The organism is Chelativorans alearensis (genome assembly GCF_010993735.1).
Taxonomy (GTDB): domain Bacteria; phylum Pseudomonadota; class Alphaproteobacteria; order Rhizobiales; family Rhizobiaceae; genus Chelativorans; species Chelativorans alearense.
Genome location: NZ_WQNI01000003.1, coordinates 183,128 through 198,589 on the forward strand (window position 1 = coordinate 183,128; position 15,462 = coordinate 198,589).

Genomic DNA, 15,462 nt, shown 5'->3' on the forward strand with positions numbered 1-15,462 from the left:
GGAATGATGTGGTGGGAGCGCCGCCACCCCCGGGAGGCCAAACGCCTCAACTGCGATTATTGTGGCGCCGTGAATGTCGCTCCAATCAACATTCTCCGGATCGTTCACGTAGGCCATAATCAACCTGCGGCGGGCCAGGCACGGTTCGGATGGCGAGAGAGCACAGCATCCAAAACGAACAGAAGGCTCGCCAGCCAAGACGGGCCAAGGCTGTTCCCGAGCGCCTGCAGAACGACGCCTGTACATGCTTCGTGCCCGTCAGCGGAAGCTGATCTCGAGCGCGTATCGTGGAGGAAATGCGCGAGGAGGGGGCGAAATGACGCGACCCGTTGATGGAAATGCGAGACGAGGCCTTTCATGAGCGCTGAAATTGACCCCGGGCAGTCATCGAACCACAATACTCAGCGGATTGGTTCATCGCATATGCGCGGTGATGGGGCGCTGGCGGTCGGTGTAAGTAAAGCTGCTCCTCGAAAGAGTAGCGCTCGAATTCGCGTCCCGGAGGATGGCGACCGGGAGGGGACAGCACAAATTGTCAAACGGCATCACCAGCGGACATTTTTCTCCGATATTCCGTTCTCTGAGGCCATAAGCCGGTAGGACGTGGCCGAACGCGTTGCTTGGCTGGTTCAGGAGGTGGTCGCCGGCTTTCCAGGTTAACAGGGTGCGACTTTCCCGCTGGTCGGGGCGGGCTGCACTCCGGTTGCATGCGCTGGATATCGCGCGTGGTCCGAAAGTGGATGGCTCGCGATAGCTTTGGCCTGAAATGGTTAGCCTGAAGGGCCGCAGGTCGATTACGAGCTCGCTCGAGATTGAATATTCACCCGTTGAAGTCGATCTTTGATGTCGATCGGGGTATCGACCGCTCTGATTTGTACCATGGACTGCCATCGTATCCGGCATCAGGTATCGGCAAATCAGATCGGCAGCCAATATCGACAATGTTGCTGATATTTGATCGAAAGTGCCTTACATTACAGGCAATTGAAACGTTAAAGAGATCGGCAAAGAATGCTCGAAACCCCTGCACGAATTGAGCCGCTTTTCTTCAACGATGCCGTACCAACTGTCTTAGCTGATTTCGCGATCGAGGTGCAGAAGGCGGCCGATGAACTTGGCCGCAGTCGTGAAAGATGTTGTTGATGACAAGCGGGCACCTGATCTGGTGTTGGCCGTGCTACGACATGGCAGCCTTCCCCGGGCAATGCCGCCTTTCTTGGTACGAATGGCAGCTTAAATCTGTCCCCAGGTCGGATCAGGCGTTCAGCTTCGATGCCTCGATGCCGTGTGAATCACGGCGGACCGAAATCCTGTAGTGCTCTGTCTGGACAACGGAAGTGACTAGCCGAGGCCTGAAGGCCGCGGCATTCAGCGCACCCGCATAGCGGACACTGTCGTAAAGGATACCGTCAGCACCGTTTGCCCGCAGTGTCTCCCCGAAAGCCTGCGAGGCAGTGTAACCGTTCGGGGCATAAACGTCCGGCAAGTCGGCCATCCTGCCGGAGACATCCGCATATCGCCCCTCCAGCACCGCCTTGTAGGTCCGAAAGTCGCGCGTCAGGTCCAACCTCCCCGTCGCTACTGTTTCTCGACGCATGTGGTGGCCGACCTCGGCGACGGCCGCTTCAATCCTGTCGGATGCATACCATGCGCCGAAATCGGCGGCATTGAATCTGGCTCCCGACAGCGGAACGTGCAGGAACGACGCCATGATGACGCTTGAATTTGGCTTCCCGAAAGCGCGGTCGGCCACGGGGATGCGTGCGATCCGTTCGGAGACAAGGCGGTCGTTCGTCCAGCCGACGAGGTCCATGACAGCATCGAGATCGGCCGCGGTTGCCACTGTGTCAAACAGCCCGATGGGCGGAAACTTCGAGGGAATCAATCTGAAGGTCGGCCTCGGAGCGCTGCTCCGCGGGATCTTCATATGACAACCACGTCGTCTTCGCCGTACGGACTGGGATCGAAATCCGCTTCGTTGGGGGCCATGTAGATTCCACCCCTCGCCGCGTCGAGGAACCGCCTAACAGTCATGAGCCCGTCGATGGTGCCTCCAGTGACAATGTCGAGCGGGCGCTGACCTCCGAACGTCCTGTCTGCGTTCGGGCGCTTCAACCAATCCCAACCCTCCGCCTCGTCCGTGTAGAGGACCAGGAGCGCCTGGTAGATACCGAGGACGGCGGAAATCCGGGTCAAGGTATCGACGCCTAGCGTGATGTCTTTGTGCTCGCGCGCAAGCTTGCGCCAGTTCTGGTAGGTGGATTTCGACGGGTAGCCAAGGACGAGCCTGCGCTGGGTCTCATTCAAACCCCAGAGGTCGGCAATGGTCAGGAAGGTGCGCATTCCCGGGCCGGAGAGCATCCTCCGGTTCGCGGGCTCGAACCGATCCGGGGATAGCATCGTCGTTCCCTGCCCGTAGCCGGCCGAGATCGCTGCGTTGGCGGGCATTGTGTTCCTCCTTGCGCATATTTGGATATAGTCCATATATGTACTCATCGCAAGCCCTGCCTGATGATGTGGATATCCGGAATGAAGATGTCCCGCGTGGTGGACGTTTGTTGGCACACTGACTTCTTAAAGAAGTTGATTTCAGACTCGGAACGCTCAACGCCATGATCATCCGCTCGTCCTTGAGATGGCGCCATCTGGGGTTTCCGATTGAGTTTGTCCCAAATGACGCATTTTTGGTCCGAATGACAGAAGGCCCGTCAGTCGCCCAGGTGCGCGGCCTGCCGCATAGCATCTAATACAAGCACGGAAGGATGACGGAATGCAGTGCGGCATAGCGCAAACAACTGGTCTTGTTTTGTCTGTGAACGCGAAACTGCGTGGCTTGATGCCGGGTATCCATTCGGCGTGGGCCGCAGCGGGGGCTATTTCATTTCGTCGCGATGGATGGCGATGAAGTTGCGGAGGCTTTCGACGCCGAATTCGGTGAAGGCCATGATGCCGTCTTCCTGTTCGACGCTGTAGACCCAGATCAAGCCGTCCTCCGGCTCCATTTCGGCCGCGATATCGGCGAGCCAGTCCTCGTCTTCCCCGAGTTCCCGGGCGACGAGCGCGATGGTCTGCACCGAATGGATCTTGTTGATGTGCACCGTCAGGCCACGATTGCAGCGGGCCTGGGTCGCCAGTTCCAGGGCAGTAGCTCGTCGAGGCTGTGGGCGGGATGCCCGGCAATGCGTGCAAGCACATCGGCAAGCCAGGCCTGCGGATCGACATCGCTTGGCGGAACCGATGAGGGAATAGATGATGGCAGCGCGCTGGCCGCCGCGATCCGACCCGCAGAACAGCCATGCCTTTCGGCCAAGCGGGACACAGCGCAGGGCCCGTTCCGCCGCATTGTTCGTGATACAGACCCTGCCATCGTCGAGGAAGCGGGAGAAGGCTGGCCAACGGCGCAGCATGTAGTTGATGGCCTTGGCCAGATCGTGGTTGCGCGAGAGGCTGGAAAGCTGCGCGATCAGCCAGTCGTGAAGCGCCTCCATCAGGGCCGCGCTGCGCTCCTGGCGGATGGAATGGCGCGCCTCGGCGCTCAGCCCGTTGATCTCGCGCTCGATGTCGAACAGGGCGTCGAGGCGCTGCACCGCTTCCAAGGCGATCGGATAGATCGTCCCTGACCGCTCGCCGCGGCTCTTCCTGCGTGCTGCTGCCTCGATATCGGCGAGCTCAAAAAACTTGCGGCGCGCATGAGCAAAACAACCTGCTTCGAGCACAGGCGCTGGGCGACGGCCGGCGGCGTAGAGCTCGCCGTAGCCGCCATAGGCGTCGGCCTGCAGGATTCCGGCCAGCTATCGAGATGGGCTCGCGGATGTTCACCGCGCCGGTCGCGCGAATAGTGGAACAGCGCGGCGGGCGGATCGGCACCACCGAATGGCCGATCGTCGCGGACATAGACCCACAGCCTGCCGGTGTCGGTCTTGCCCTTGGCGAGGACCGGCACTGTCGTGTCGTCGCTGTGCAATCGCTCGCCGGCAAGAACATGGGCCTCGATCCGGCGATAGAGGGGCATGAGTGCGAAAGTGGCCGCGCCAACCTGGTCTGCGAGCGTCGACAGGCTCAGCGGTACGCCCTCGCGCGCGAAGCGCTCGGCCTGGCGGTTCAGTGGCTGGTGTTGGCCGTACTTGTCGAACAGCAGCATGGCGAGAAAGCCGGGACCTGCCCAGCCACGCGGCACGACATGGAACGGTGCTGGCGGCTGTGTGATCTTCTCGCAGTCCCTGCACGAGAACCTCTCGCGCACGGCCTGAATGACCTTCCACCGGCGCGGGATCACCTCCACCGTCTCGGTGATGTCCTCGCCGAGCTTCGACAGCCGCGTTCCGCCGCAGGCCGGGCAAGAACAGGGCGCGGGCATGACAATGCGCTCGCGCGGCAGATGCTCGGGAAACGGCTTCTTTGACGGGCGTCTGCGCTCGAAGGCGCTGACGTTGGTCGTCCCGGCGCTCGCCACTGGGGCCGTACTGCTCGCGCCTGAGCTTGGCGATCTGGAGTTTGAGGTGCGCGATTATGGCATCCGTTGCCGATGCACGGGCCTGCGCGGCAGCGAGATCGGCGCCCATCGAAACCACCAGCGCCTTGAGCGCTTTGACGTCGTCCGGGAGAGGCGAACCGGCAGCTTCCATGGCCGAAGTGAGTCAGCACCCGCCCCCCTTTGCAACTGGAAAATGCTGCTTTGGCGGAGGAAATCCGCGTCCTATCCCGCCCTTGCCGGACGCCAGGAATATTGCGGGTTGCGCCAGTCGATTCCATCGAGCAAACACGCAAACTGGGCGCTCGTCAGCGAGACCGTGCCGTCCTTCGCCTGAGGCCAGATGAAGCGACCCTTCTCAAGCCGCTTGGCGTAGAGCGACATACCGATCCCGTCATGCCGCATCCGATCTGATTGTGCGAAGAAACCTGCGGTTTGGACGGAGGTACCTGGAGGGAAAAGGACGCAAATGGGCGTCCCTTCGGACGTCGGGGCGCTGCTGCTCGTCGGCGTGCGCCGTCTTTTTTTGAACGTAATGCCGCGCCGGTCGAGGAACAGCCAGACCGTCGACGGCGCAGCCTGCACGTTCTGCTCGGCAGCCAAGCATTCACCGATCTCGGCAAGCGTGATATCCGGCACCTCCTCGATGAGGCCGAGAATGAAGGCCTCATGCGCGTCGAGCTTCGAACGCGATGGCTGGCCCTGCTTGCGCGCTTGTGTCTCGCCGGTCTCGCGATAGCGGCGATACCAACTCCCGGCTGTCGAAATCCCGATCCAGAAACTCCGCGCCGCCTCCCGTGTCGAAATCCCATCTTCAATGGCCGCAATAACGCGCCCGCGAAGGTCAGCGCTCAAGCTCCTCGTCATCATCATCTCCTCGCAAATCATCACGAGGAGAAATGAATCAGACAAAACCTATCGCGTGAATCTGGAGGCTTCTGTGAGGTCCGCGGGCACGGCGGAGCGGCCGGGCTGGTTGTCGGACCTCATTGCAAGCCGGATTGAAATCCCAAAACCGACTCCGCATCATCGAAGATGCTCTAGTGTCTGGCATCTGGTTTGTGTGCTACCAAGTCTAGAACAAGTGGTCTAGTAGCGCCTGACCTTCTTTCCGCGTAACAGAACGACAGCCGCCAAGTATACGGAGCACCTCGAATGCTGCAATCTCTGGAAACGCTCCAACAATTGCTGATCGCGATCCCATATCCGATCTTCGTCAAGGATCAGGCGCATCGGTGGGTTTTGGTCAATCAGGCATTTTGCGACTTGATGGGTCACACGCGCGAAGAACTGCTGTACAAGTCCGACTATGATTTTTTGCCCGCCGCCCAGGCCGATGTATTCTGGTCTGTTGACGATCATGTTTTCAGTACCGGTGAGCCGAACGAAAACGAGGAAGTCATAACGGATGCATCCGGCGCCGTGCGGGTCATCACTACACGCAAATGTCGCATCGAGCTGCCCACGAGGGACGGCGTTCGGCCGTTCATCTTCGCCATCTTCTCTGACGTGACGCGGTATCGGGAGGCGGAGGCTCGCGCGCGTTACCACGCTCACCATGATGTGCTCACTGGCCTCGCCAACCGGACGCAACTGGAAGAGCCTCTTCTGAAGACAGTCATTGATGCTCCTGCGAATGCACATCCGCGGCAGGAGAATGCAGCAGTTTCGACAGATAGTCTGGTCAGCGCCTTGGCGGCGGCTATTCGTGACAGCCAGATTTCGCTCGCCTATCAGCCCATCGTTTCAACAGCGGACGGCAGTACGCGCGCCTATGAAGCGCTCGCACGTTGGCATCACCCTGAGTTCGGGGCGATTTCGCCGAACGTCTTCGTCACTCTCGCAGAAGCGCAGGGGCTTATGCCGGCACTCGGGCGACTCGTACTGCAGAAAGCCTGTCTCGCCGCGGCGCGGTGGTCACCAGATCTCGAAGTGCGTGTCAACGTCTCACCGGTTCAGTTTGAGCATGACGATGTGGTGGGGGTGGTCAAAGCTGCTCTTGCTGAAAGCGGTTTGGCCGCAGGGCGCCTGGAAATTGAAGTGACCGAATCCGTGACCCTCAGCGAAAGTTCCAAGGTTCTGCAGGCATTCGAAGGGCTGAAAGCGCTTGGCGTCAGCTTGGCGCTCGATGATTTCGGCTCTGGCTGGGCCTCATTGGACGCGTTGCGCCGTTTTCCCTTCGACCGCCTGAAGATCGATCGCAGCTTCGTGGCAAATATGGAGTCCGATCCGCGATCGGCAGCCATCGTCCGAACAGTGCTGGGCCTAAGTAGGGCCTTGAATCTATCTGTAACGGCGGAGGGTGTCGAGCACCACACGCAGTTCGTTGCACTCAAGAACATGGGTTGTAAAGAGGTGCAGGGTCATCTGTTGGGTAGACCTGGCGAAGTTTTCGAGCAGGCTCGGTACGGGGAACTGAAGCTGGTGAAAGCGAGCTAGCGCGGGCCGGAAAAGCCGCTCTATGAGGGCGATAATGAGGAAGCTGACAGCTCTGCCAGGGGATTGGAAAGCGCTTACAATTGTTCCCGATCTCGTTTGCGGTCCCCATCCCCTCGAAATCGAAGAAGACTGGCATCGTGCAATTGAGCCAAGCAGATGGGAAGCACCCTCCGGGTGGCGCGCAACGAACAGGCCCTTCCATGATGTGGGACTGAGAAGCCAGTGTCCTCGGAGAAACCGGTGGCGCGTCTTGCCAGATGGCTTGCCGCTGATGATGGCTTCGCCTTTTCCTGCGCGGTATCGAGCACGCCCTGGGCGATCTCGATGTCTTCCAGCGGCAGGTTGAACTGCTCGGGGCTGAGCTTCTCCGACCTGGAGCCGAACTTCTCACGAGATCGCTGATGATACTCTCCAGCCGGCGGCACGCTTCCTCGACTGGGTCAATGCCACCTGTGCCTTTGCCAGAAGGGCCTTCAGCTTTGCATTCTCTTCAGACAGGGCGGCGACGTTCATGTCCGGTACAAGCAAGGATCGACCGTCCCTGCCACCGGGAAGGGCAGCCCACGTTACTGCGTCGCAGCCATCAGGTCAACTGCGGTCGTCATCAAGGTCGGTATCGGTCAATGGGAGCGTTAGATCTTCCATGGGGCCGTTCCGCCCGATGCGAGCCTGCAGTGCCCCTAGATGTTTGCTAAGTGCGCCTTTCTTGGCTGCATTTGTCGGAGGTTTTATATCGGAGAAACCCTGCACCATGAGATATTCCACAGGAGCATCGGTAGGCATTTTCTCATGTACGGGCCCATCCTGCACGGGACAGGACAAAGCGCCTCGAAGCGTCATTACGTAGCTTGCTGTTTTGAGAAAGCCGTGCAGAAATCCTGGAGCGGCCTGTTGGCCACTATGGATCGTCACGAATGCAGCATCGTCGGCTGTGGTGTTGGCCAAGTAGCAACGCCAGTGCTCGTGGGCAATGAGGTCGGCGAACCTAACGCCAGCGTAAATACGGCGAAAGCGGTCGGGGTCGATCCGAACGAGGGTTCGCGTGATGTCGTTTCCGTCGGCTACGAGGGTAAGCACTCGTTCGACGGGCGAGAGCGTATAGGTCCAGAACGCGCTGCCGCTAATGCCGAACTTGCGGAACGGACTGTTTGCCTTATCCGGCTCCGGCGCTCAGGGGAGCGTCTCCGTCCACTCGATCGACAATCGCGAATCGATTGCCCGACAGCATGACACGTGCGCGGGCCATGATTGGTGCGTCACTGCAATAGCGTCCAGTTTCGGCGCAGAATTCCGCACGAGGATTAGCGAACGTGATGGCGCGATTTTTCACGGCTCCATCCGGGGTCACAATGAGCAGTTCCTCTACATTCAGGTCGTTAATTTACTTCCGGCAAGTCGTAGTTTTCGCGTACCTTGCCCTTGTAGTGGTTGGGAAGCTCGGGAATGAAAGCGTCGGAAAGAACACGCATATGATTTTCTGCCTGCCGGAGATCGGGTGATGCTACCGCATAGGCCTTCGACCCTGACCACATCAATTCGGGTCTGGCTTGCGTAGGTCATTTCCCAATGAAGGGCAGAAAAAGGGTCGAACCTTGCCGTTTGTGCCGTCCTTCGGGAACGGCGTAAAAGCGGGACAATCTTGCCCTTCACCTCGCTTGCGCGAATGCCTGCTATCGCTCGGCGGTTTTTCCGGGACACAAGAGGGGATCAGATGGCGCTGTGGCGCGATCCGGCATAAGCGGACGGGCTTGGTCGGTGCGCGTGCGATGATACCTTTTGCTTCCAGATCAAGCTGAACCGCTTTCAGCCACCACCCGGCGGTCTGGCCTTCCGGATACAGTGCTTCGGGCAATTGGGATAGCAGAGCCGATTTGGCCTCCGCGACAGTCGAACCTGGCTCTTCGTCCGGCAGGACTGACAGCAGCGCCACCCGCATGGCTTCGTATTTCGCGCGCTCAACACGTTCGGTCTTTCCCGGCTTGTTGATGTTCTCGATTTCGATCTTGTCGTCAGTCGCGGACATCTAGCACCCCCTCGACATAGTCGATTTTCGGTCGGCGAAAGCCCATCGCGGCCCAGGCACCGACCAGCCGGACGAAGAATCCCACCGAATGCGTCTTGTGGTTGGGAACGTCACCCGGCAGCGCGGATGGATCGTCAAGATCGGCTGTCATCGTCCGCATCTGCAGCGGCGGAAGGGAGCCCTCGGGCCAGAGAGAGCCGTAAAGATCGACCCAGTGGCCCTCGGTGAAGTCGAGGAACATTGGCGTATTGCAGCAGACCGCGATCACTCGGCGGGTCTTGGTCTTTTCCGTCAGGCGGTATTCCCGCAGGTTGGCGGCGCCCTTGACGCACCGGACGCGGTCCTTGCGGTACATCTGCATCCGCGTGCCGCCCGTCGCCTCCCTTAGCTGCGGCGCGCCCGGAAGCGCCTCCAGCACACCCGCCGCAGTCCGGCACGATGTGCACAGGCATTCAGTGCTCATGATGGGTGGGCTCTCGGCCACCATCTCGACAGCGCGGCAGGTGCAGGACAACTTGATGGTCTCGGTCACTGTGCAGCCTCCTTGGGCAAATTGAACAGGCCGCGGATGTACCGATCCAGGTGGTCGAGACTTTCGCGAGCAAGATCAGGGTTGTTACCGGCCTTGGCCAATACGAATCCTCCTTGGATGACGGCCTGCGTATGGCGAGCGAGGCTTTCCGGCGTCCAGTCGCCCCGAATTCCGCGAGCCCGCACGGCCCCCTCGATATCCGCCTCGAGCGTTGCCGCATGCCCGAAAATGCTTTTACCGCAGGCCTCGCGAATATCGGTCGAGGTGGCATAGACCTCCTGCGCCATGGTTCCGACCAAGCAGGTGAATTCGGCGAGCTCGCCAACGATGATCGCCTTGCGGAAGGCCACATATGCCAGCACGCGGTCCAGTGGATCATCGGGCAGGTGGTAGGGTGCCGCCTCGAAAAACGCTGCGGTCGTATCAGCCCAGAATTCAGCTACTGCGACACCCAGGGCTTCCTTCGAGCCGAAATGATGAAAGAAGGCGCCTTTTGTCACCTCGGCCTGCTTGCACAGATCGTCAACGGTGGTGGCGGCAAATCCCTTTGCACGGATGATATCCCGGGCCGCCTCAAGAAGGCGGGTGCGGGCATCGCCGCGTTCTGGGGAGAGTTTGGACAGTCTTGGCACGAGAAGTACATACTATACAGTCGGTATGTAATACAATCCCCGTTCTTTCGATGGACTCAGACCTGCCATTGCCGCGCTCGTCGTGGGCGGCCGCAACGCATCGATTCTTCGCGTCCACGGCCGTCGGGGAAGAGTGAAACGTGCGCGTTGACGCCCCTCAGGCTGAGCGGTCAAGAAGGGATTTCCGGACGGCGACTGCAAGGCGATGAGGCATGCATCCCATCAAACGGAGTGAGATCGATCACTCGATCCCTGGCATGCCTGCTATCTGCTCAGCGAGGAATTGAACCAGCAGCCTGACTCGGGAAATGCCCGTGCGCTCGGGGACGATCAGCATGCTCAGCGGCACGGAGGGCAGCGAATAGCCGGGCAGCACCGCTTCGAGCCGGCCTTCGCCCAGGAGATCATCGACCAGCCAGCGATGCGCTGGTGCAATGCCGCGTCCGGCGGCAAGAGCCTCCCGTGCGGCGAGCCCGTGATCGACACGGAAACGCCCGCCGAAAGCCACCGCGTGACGTTTTCCGTCGGGCCCTTGCAGGACAAGCGTGTCGCTTCCCGCAACGTTCGTCATCCGGATGCCCTCATGGCCGGAGAGGTCCTGAGGGACGGTCGGCCTGCCGCGCGCAGCGAGATAGCCCGGCGTAGCCACCAGCAGGCGCTGCGACTGGCCCAGTGGCCTGAACTTCATGGAACTGTCAGTGAGCGGGCCGAGGCGCAGCGCGATATCCACGCCCTCCCGGACGAGATCGATGCGTTCGTCGGTCAGGCTAAGATCGACCCCGATGTCGGGATAGCGGTCCTGAAAGGCAAAGACCAACCGGCTGACGTGCAGGACCCCGAAAGCCGCCGTGCAGGAGACCCGGATCGTGCCGGAAGGCGCTCCGCGTGCACCCCGCGCTTCATTGCCGGCCTGTTCCACAAGGCGCAAGATCTGAATGCAGGTGGCGTAGTAGCGGCTGCCTTCCTCGGTCAGCGCGACGCGCCGGGTGGTCCTTGAGAGCAAAGGAACCCCCACTGCCTCCTCCAACTCCCGCAGATGTCGGGAGACTGTCGACTGTCCGATCCCGAGTTCGCGCCCCACCGCGGACAGGCTTCCGCGATCGGCGATACGGACGAAGGTGCGCATGCGCTCAAGCGTAACGTGCGATATATCCATTTTTCGGCATAGTTTTATGCATTATCTACATCTACTGGATGATGTCAGGCTTGGCTAGCTTAAGGATCAGTCTCCAACCGAGGACCGCTGACCCATGAAAGTTTTGCTTGTCTATGCTCATCCCGAACCGCGCTCGCTGAACGGCGCGCTCCGCGACGTCGCCATCAAGGAACTCAAGGCCCAAGGCCACGAAGTACGGATATCGGACCTCTATGCCGACGGCTGGAAGTCGCAGGTCGACCGTGCCGACTTTCCCACGCTGGCGCAGGACGAGCGCCTCGTTCCGGCCGGCGCCTCCAAGAAGGCTTTCGAGACCGAAACCCTGACCGAAGACGTCAAGGCCGAGATCGAGAAGCTTCTGTGGGCCGATGCCCTGATCCTCCAGTTCCCCATGTGGTGGTTCTCCATGCCGGCGATCCTCAAGGGCTGGGTCGACCGCGTGTTCGCCTACGGCTTCGCCTATGGCGTCGGCGAGCACAGCGACGTGCGATGGGGCGATCGGTACGGAGACGGCACCCTGACGGGCAAACGCGCGATGTTGATCGTGACCGCCGGCGGCTGGGAAGAACACTATGCGCCCCGCGGGATCAACGGGCCTATCGACGACCTCCTGTTCCCGATCAATCACGGCATCCTCTATTATCCGGGCTACAATGTCCTGCCGCCGTTCGTGGTCTACAGGGTTGACCGTTTCGATGAGAGTGGGTTGGAGCCTGTTGCCGAGCGCCTGCGCGAGAGGATGCGCACGCTTTCCACTACCCCACCCATCCCCTACCGGCAGCAGAATGCCGGCGACTATTCGATCCCAAGCATGCAGTTGCACCCTGAATTGGGCGATCCGGGCGCGACCGGCTTCGCGCTTCATGTGAAGAATGATGGAGGCGCCAATGAACAATGAGCCAAGGCCGCATTGCTTTTTCCAACTGCCCATGGAGATCGCATGAGCGCAGACGCCGTGCAGCTCATGCTGTCCAAGTACGTGAACGTTGCAGCCGAGACCTGCCGCTCCCTGGGCTCGAAACACGTTTCACCGCACACGCTCCGACATAGCGCCGCCATGGAACAATTGGCCGGTGTCGACCTGGCGGTGATTGCGCTTTGGCTTGGCCATCTCGCACTGAAGGAGGCGGCGTTGGCGAAGGTGACAGCTATGGAGGGACGAGAAGGCCTGCGCTTCAAGCCGGGCGACAAACTGCTGGCATTCTTGAATGCGCTTTGATTTCTCAATGTCGGTGCCGGGCAGCGACTTGCCCGGCACCGATCCTCCGGCACGGTTTCTTGCGGTGGACTATCCCTCTAGGGACCCAAGGGGCGGCAAGCTTGAACCATCCTCGACGGGCCAACCATGAAGCGGCCCCAGCGCCGACATCGGAGAGGCCAGAGCCCTAGGCATCAGCTCACGACCCTAGTCGGTCATTTCCGTTCGTGCGCCATCGCATATAACTGGACATAGGAAAGCAGCCGAAAGCACTCCATATGCTTAAACCTTTCTGAACAATGGCCGCTTCATCGAACCTGATCATTCAGATGAGCAAGACGCAGGACTGTCTTTCACCCGGAGAGGTCACTTTTAAGACGAGGTACAATCGGGCTGCTTAAAGGTTGAGCGCTGCGACTGTGGGATGGCTTTCGGGAGGAAGGCTATGCCGATATTGAACAAGAGCCGCATCATCGGTCCAAAGCCGCCATTGAAGCCGAAAGAGGTCTGGGCCAAGAAGACAGGCAACTTGCGCGCCGCCCAACTTCTGCTCAGCCACAAGAAGCTGGAGAGCAGGTCGCGCAACCGGTGGAGGCGCAGGGTTTCAAGAGATATAGCCTTAGAGTGAGCGGCAGGCTTAACTGACAATTTGCCCGGGAGTCACAGAGGTGGCCGGGAATCGATACGCGATAGGGCCGCCTGCTTTTCCCGTAGCGTCTCTTCAAGCTCGCAGGCCAGCCTTTCGATTATATCACGCAACTCGGCGCTTCTGGCCGCACGTATCGACGGTGAAAGCTGATCGACCCTCGACAGCGCGGCCTCAGCCTCAGCGAATTCCTCGCACATGTCGCGAAAGGTCTTATCCACTGCGATCGTTCGGCGGATCGTCAGTTCGAGTTCTGGAGATCGGCGGACCGCCGCCGATAGCGCTGCTCGCACAGTTGTAACCCTGTTCTCCATCACGTGACCCACCCCCGCGGGAGGCTACCCACAAACCCGTTGCCGGTACAAGAACCGGAATGCTACTTACAGGACGACTGCATCGTTGCGGCGAATCGATAGCAGTATTCAGGCAAGTGGCGGTTGGACGGGGCAATTTGCGTGGAATTGAACGCACGTGAACGGGCGGATTTCTCCATTGAGGACTGCAGAGATCAACTCGCGCGTATTCTCAGCAGTGCGGACTTTCGTGCAACCGATCGCGAACATCGGTTCCTCAGCTATGTCGTGGACGAAACTCTGGCGGGGCGCAGCGATCGCATCAAGGCCTATTCGATAGCGGTGGAGGTGTTCGAGCGTGACGCTTCGTTCGATCCGCAGGCAGATCCGATTGTGCGCATTGCAGCCGGCCACCTTCGCAGATCGCTCGAGCGGTATTACCTGACAGCAGGTCAGGCCGACCCCATTCTCATCGACATCCCGAAGGGTGGATATGTTGCCACCTTCTCACCGCGGGACACAGCGAGCCCGGCAACGGAAGAACCTGCCTCCGCGACCGCATCCAAGCTTTTGCGGCCACGCCCACTGAGCAAGCCTCGGCTCATAGCAGCAGTCGCCATGCTGGCCGCTGCTGCCATCGTATTGGTCATATGGTCCTATTCTTTCCGGCTTTCTCCGAGCAAGCCGGAAATCCCCCGTTTGTTGGTCGAGTGGTTCGACGACATGGATGGATCGGACAAATCTGCGGCCCTGGCCCGTGGGCTTACCCAGGAGGTCATAAGCCAGCTCTCCAAATTCAGGGACATTGTCGTGATTCAACCGTTCGGCCAGATGGGACCGGACGTACGCTACGTGGTCGCTGGAAGCGTGGATATGTCTGCCGACGCCTTCCGGTTTCGGGTTCGCATGTTCAATCGCGCGGACGGATCGGTGCTCTGGGCGCACAGCTATGATGGTACGACAACAGTCCCCGATCTTCTGAAGGTTCAAGCCGATATCGCCGCCAACGTAGCGACAAGCCTAGCCCAGGCGTATGGCGCAGTATTCGAGGCGGGCGCCAAGCGCGTTGTCCCCGACGCTCCCGACGACCGGGCCGCATATTTCTGCACGCTTTCCTATTATTCATATCGAGCCGGCTTCGATCCCGAAACGCTTCCGTCCGTCCGTTCTTGTCTCGAGAAGGCTGTGGAGCGCTTTCCTGGATACGCAACCGCCTGGGCACTTCTATCGCTGATCTACATTGACGAAGTCCGGTTCCATTATCCGTTCGATCCGGTGAGGTCGGCGTCGTTGATGAACCGCGCCCATTCTGCTGCCCGCCGCGCTGTGGAATTGGAGCCGACCAACGTCCGGGCCCTCCAGGCACAGATGCTCGCTCTCTATTTCAAGGGTGAAATCGATGCGGCCATGCGAGTGGGGCGCCGCGGCATGACCATCAACCCCAACGACACCGTATTTTTGGGTGAGTATGGGTATCGGCTGGCACTGGCCGGAAATTGGGCGGAAGGGTGCCCATTGGTCGCAGAAGCGCGTGAACGCAACCCAGGGCCTCTTGCCTATTATGAGGTGGGAATGGCCATGTGCGCCTATTTCAGCGGTGACATTCAGCAGGCGGTCATGTGGATCAAAAAAGCCAATGTTCCAGGCAATGCGCTTTATCGTTTGATTGCCGCCGCGATCTTTGCCGAAGGCGGCTTTGTGGCGGACGCCGAACGCGAGCGTGCCTGGCTCGTGGAACATGAGCCAGGCCTTGTAACTAACGTTCGAAAAGAGACATTGTTGCGGTTTGGCCACTCGGAAGATGCCAAGATATTTCTCGACTCACTCAAGAAAGCAGGATTGGAATTCTCTGATTGACGCCATTAACGCACTCGCATTCATGTTCAATACAGTAAATTACCTTCCCCTGCCATAAGGATTCCACAAGAAGAATTATGTGGAATTTATTGGGCAATGCTGGTCGGGGTTAACGAATATTTCCTCGGGTGCCCATCGTGCGGCGTATGATGCGGAGGGGGCATGCGACAGGATTTGGTCATCCAAACTTGTGGCCGTCTGACATTTTCAGGACC

At 59.8% G+C, this 15,462-nt stretch carries 15 protein-coding genes and 2 pseudogenes; 4 read left to right on the forward strand and 13 right to left on the reverse strand.

Going from position 1 to position 15,462, the window contains the following annotated elements:
- Positions 1-1,255 precede the first annotated feature (1,255 nt).
- The 6 genes and pseudogenes from GPJ75_RS06200 to tnpB form a co-directional block, all read right to left on the reverse strand.
- Positions 1,256-1,921, reverse strand: coding sequence for an RES family NAD+ phosphorylase (locus tag GPJ75_RS06200; RefSeq protein WP_163266625.1), 666 nt, complete (start codon positions 1,919-1,921; stop codon positions 1,256-1,258).
- Between the two features lie 2 nt (positions 1,922-1,923).
- Complete coding sequence (locus GPJ75_RS06205) at positions 1,924-2,448, reverse strand: antitoxin Xre/MbcA/ParS toxin-binding domain-containing protein (RefSeq protein WP_246248933.1); 525 nt, start codon at positions 2,446-2,448, stop codon at positions 1,924-1,926.
- Positions 2,449-2,873: 425 nt separating this feature from the next.
- Positions 2,874-3,098, reverse strand: coding sequence for a hypothetical protein (locus GPJ75_RS06210; protein ID WP_163266211.1), 225 nt, complete (start codon positions 3,096-3,098; stop codon positions 2,874-2,876).
- Positions 3,099-3,100: 2 nt separating this feature from the next.
- A pseudogene (gene tnpC, locus GPJ75_RS06215) lies at positions 3,101-4,453 on the reverse strand (IS66 family transposase); the annotation flags it as partial.
- A pseudogene (locus GPJ75_RS27705) lies at positions 4,380-4,625 on the reverse strand (IS66 family transposase); the annotation flags it as partial. The pseudogenes GPJ75_RS27705 and tnpC, both read right to left, overlap by 74 nt.
- A 71-nt stretch (positions 4,626-4,696) precedes the next feature.
- On the reverse strand, positions 4,697-5,338 hold the full coding sequence (gene tnpB, locus GPJ75_RS06220; RefSeq protein WP_163266214.1) for an IS66 family insertion sequence element accessory protein TnpB: 642 nt from the start codon (positions 5,336-5,338) through the stop codon (positions 4,697-4,699).
- A 288-nt stretch (positions 5,339-5,626) separates the two neighbouring features.
- On the opposite strand from tnpB, the gene GPJ75_RS06225 reads away from it, so the two are divergent.
- The gene (locus GPJ75_RS06225) at positions 5,627-6,910 is read left to right on the forward strand and encodes a sensor domain-containing protein (protein WP_163266216.1); all 1,284 of its coding nucleotides are present in this window, start codon (positions 5,627-5,629) and stop codon (positions 6,908-6,910) included.
- Positions 6,911-6,984: 74 nt separating this feature from the next.
- Here GPJ75_RS06225 and GPJ75_RS06230 read toward each other — a convergent pair whose 3' ends face one another.
- The 6 genes from GPJ75_RS06230 to GPJ75_RS06255 form a co-directional block, all read right to left on the reverse strand.
- Positions 6,985-7,335: an IS66 family transposase gene (locus GPJ75_RS06230; protein ID WP_163266218.1), complete on the reverse strand. Its 351-nt coding sequence runs from the start codon at positions 7,333-7,335 to the stop codon at positions 6,985-6,987.
- A 163-nt stretch (positions 7,336-7,498) separates the two neighbouring features.
- Positions 7,499-7,855: a hypothetical protein gene (locus tag GPJ75_RS06235; protein ID WP_163266220.1), complete on the reverse strand. Its 357-nt coding sequence runs from the start codon at positions 7,853-7,855 to the stop codon at positions 7,499-7,501.
- 586 nt (positions 7,856-8,441) lie between these two features.
- On the reverse strand, positions 8,442-8,933 hold the full coding sequence (locus GPJ75_RS27295; protein WP_246248934.1) for a DUF6958 family protein: 492 nt from the start codon (positions 8,931-8,933) through the stop codon (positions 8,442-8,444).
- Positions 8,920-9,465 carry a GFA family protein gene (locus tag GPJ75_RS06245; protein WP_205602471.1) on the reverse strand — a complete coding sequence of 182 codons (546 nt, stop codon included), beginning with the start codon at positions 9,463-9,465 and terminating at the stop codon, positions 8,920-8,922. The genes GPJ75_RS27295 and GPJ75_RS06245 overlap by 14 nt, the downstream gene beginning before the upstream one ends.
- On the reverse strand, positions 9,462-10,097 hold the full coding sequence (locus GPJ75_RS06250; RefSeq protein ID WP_163266222.1) for a TetR/AcrR family transcriptional regulator: 636 nt from the start codon (positions 10,095-10,097) through the stop codon (positions 9,462-9,464). Before GPJ75_RS06250 ends, GPJ75_RS06245 begins: the two co-directional genes overlap by 4 nt.
- Before the next feature lie 241 nt (positions 10,098-10,338).
- On the reverse strand, positions 10,339-11,253 hold the full coding sequence (locus GPJ75_RS06255) for a LysR family transcriptional regulator (protein ID WP_163266224.1): 915 nt from the start codon (positions 11,251-11,253) through the stop codon (positions 10,339-10,341).
- A gap of 94 nt (positions 11,254-11,347) precedes the next feature.
- Between GPJ75_RS06255 and GPJ75_RS06260 the strand changes: the two genes are divergently transcribed.
- Positions 11,348-12,151, forward strand: a complete 804-nt coding sequence (locus GPJ75_RS06260) for an NAD(P)H-dependent oxidoreductase (RefSeq protein WP_163266226.1) — start codon at positions 11,348-11,350, stop codon at positions 12,149-12,151.
- Positions 12,152-12,163: 12 nt separating this feature from the next.
- Positions 12,164-12,472 carry a tyrosine-type recombinase/integrase gene (locus GPJ75_RS06265; RefSeq protein ID WP_281354752.1) on the forward strand — a complete coding sequence of 103 codons (309 nt, stop codon included), beginning with the start codon at positions 12,164-12,166 and terminating at the stop codon, positions 12,470-12,472.
- 639 nt (positions 12,473-13,111) lie between these two features.
- Here GPJ75_RS06265 and GPJ75_RS06270 read toward each other — a convergent pair.
- Positions 13,112-13,414 carry a hypothetical protein gene (locus GPJ75_RS06270; protein WP_205602472.1) on the reverse strand — a complete coding sequence of 101 codons (303 nt, stop codon included), beginning with the start codon at positions 13,412-13,414 and terminating at the stop codon, positions 13,112-13,114.
- 138 nt (positions 13,415-13,552) lie between these two features.
- Between GPJ75_RS06270 and GPJ75_RS06275 the strand changes: the two genes are divergently transcribed.
- Positions 13,553-15,247 carry a hypothetical protein gene (locus GPJ75_RS06275; protein ID WP_246248935.1) on the forward strand — a complete coding sequence of 565 codons (1,695 nt, stop codon included), beginning with the start codon at positions 13,553-13,555 and terminating at the stop codon, positions 15,245-15,247.
- Positions 15,248-15,462: the final 215 nt, after the last annotated feature.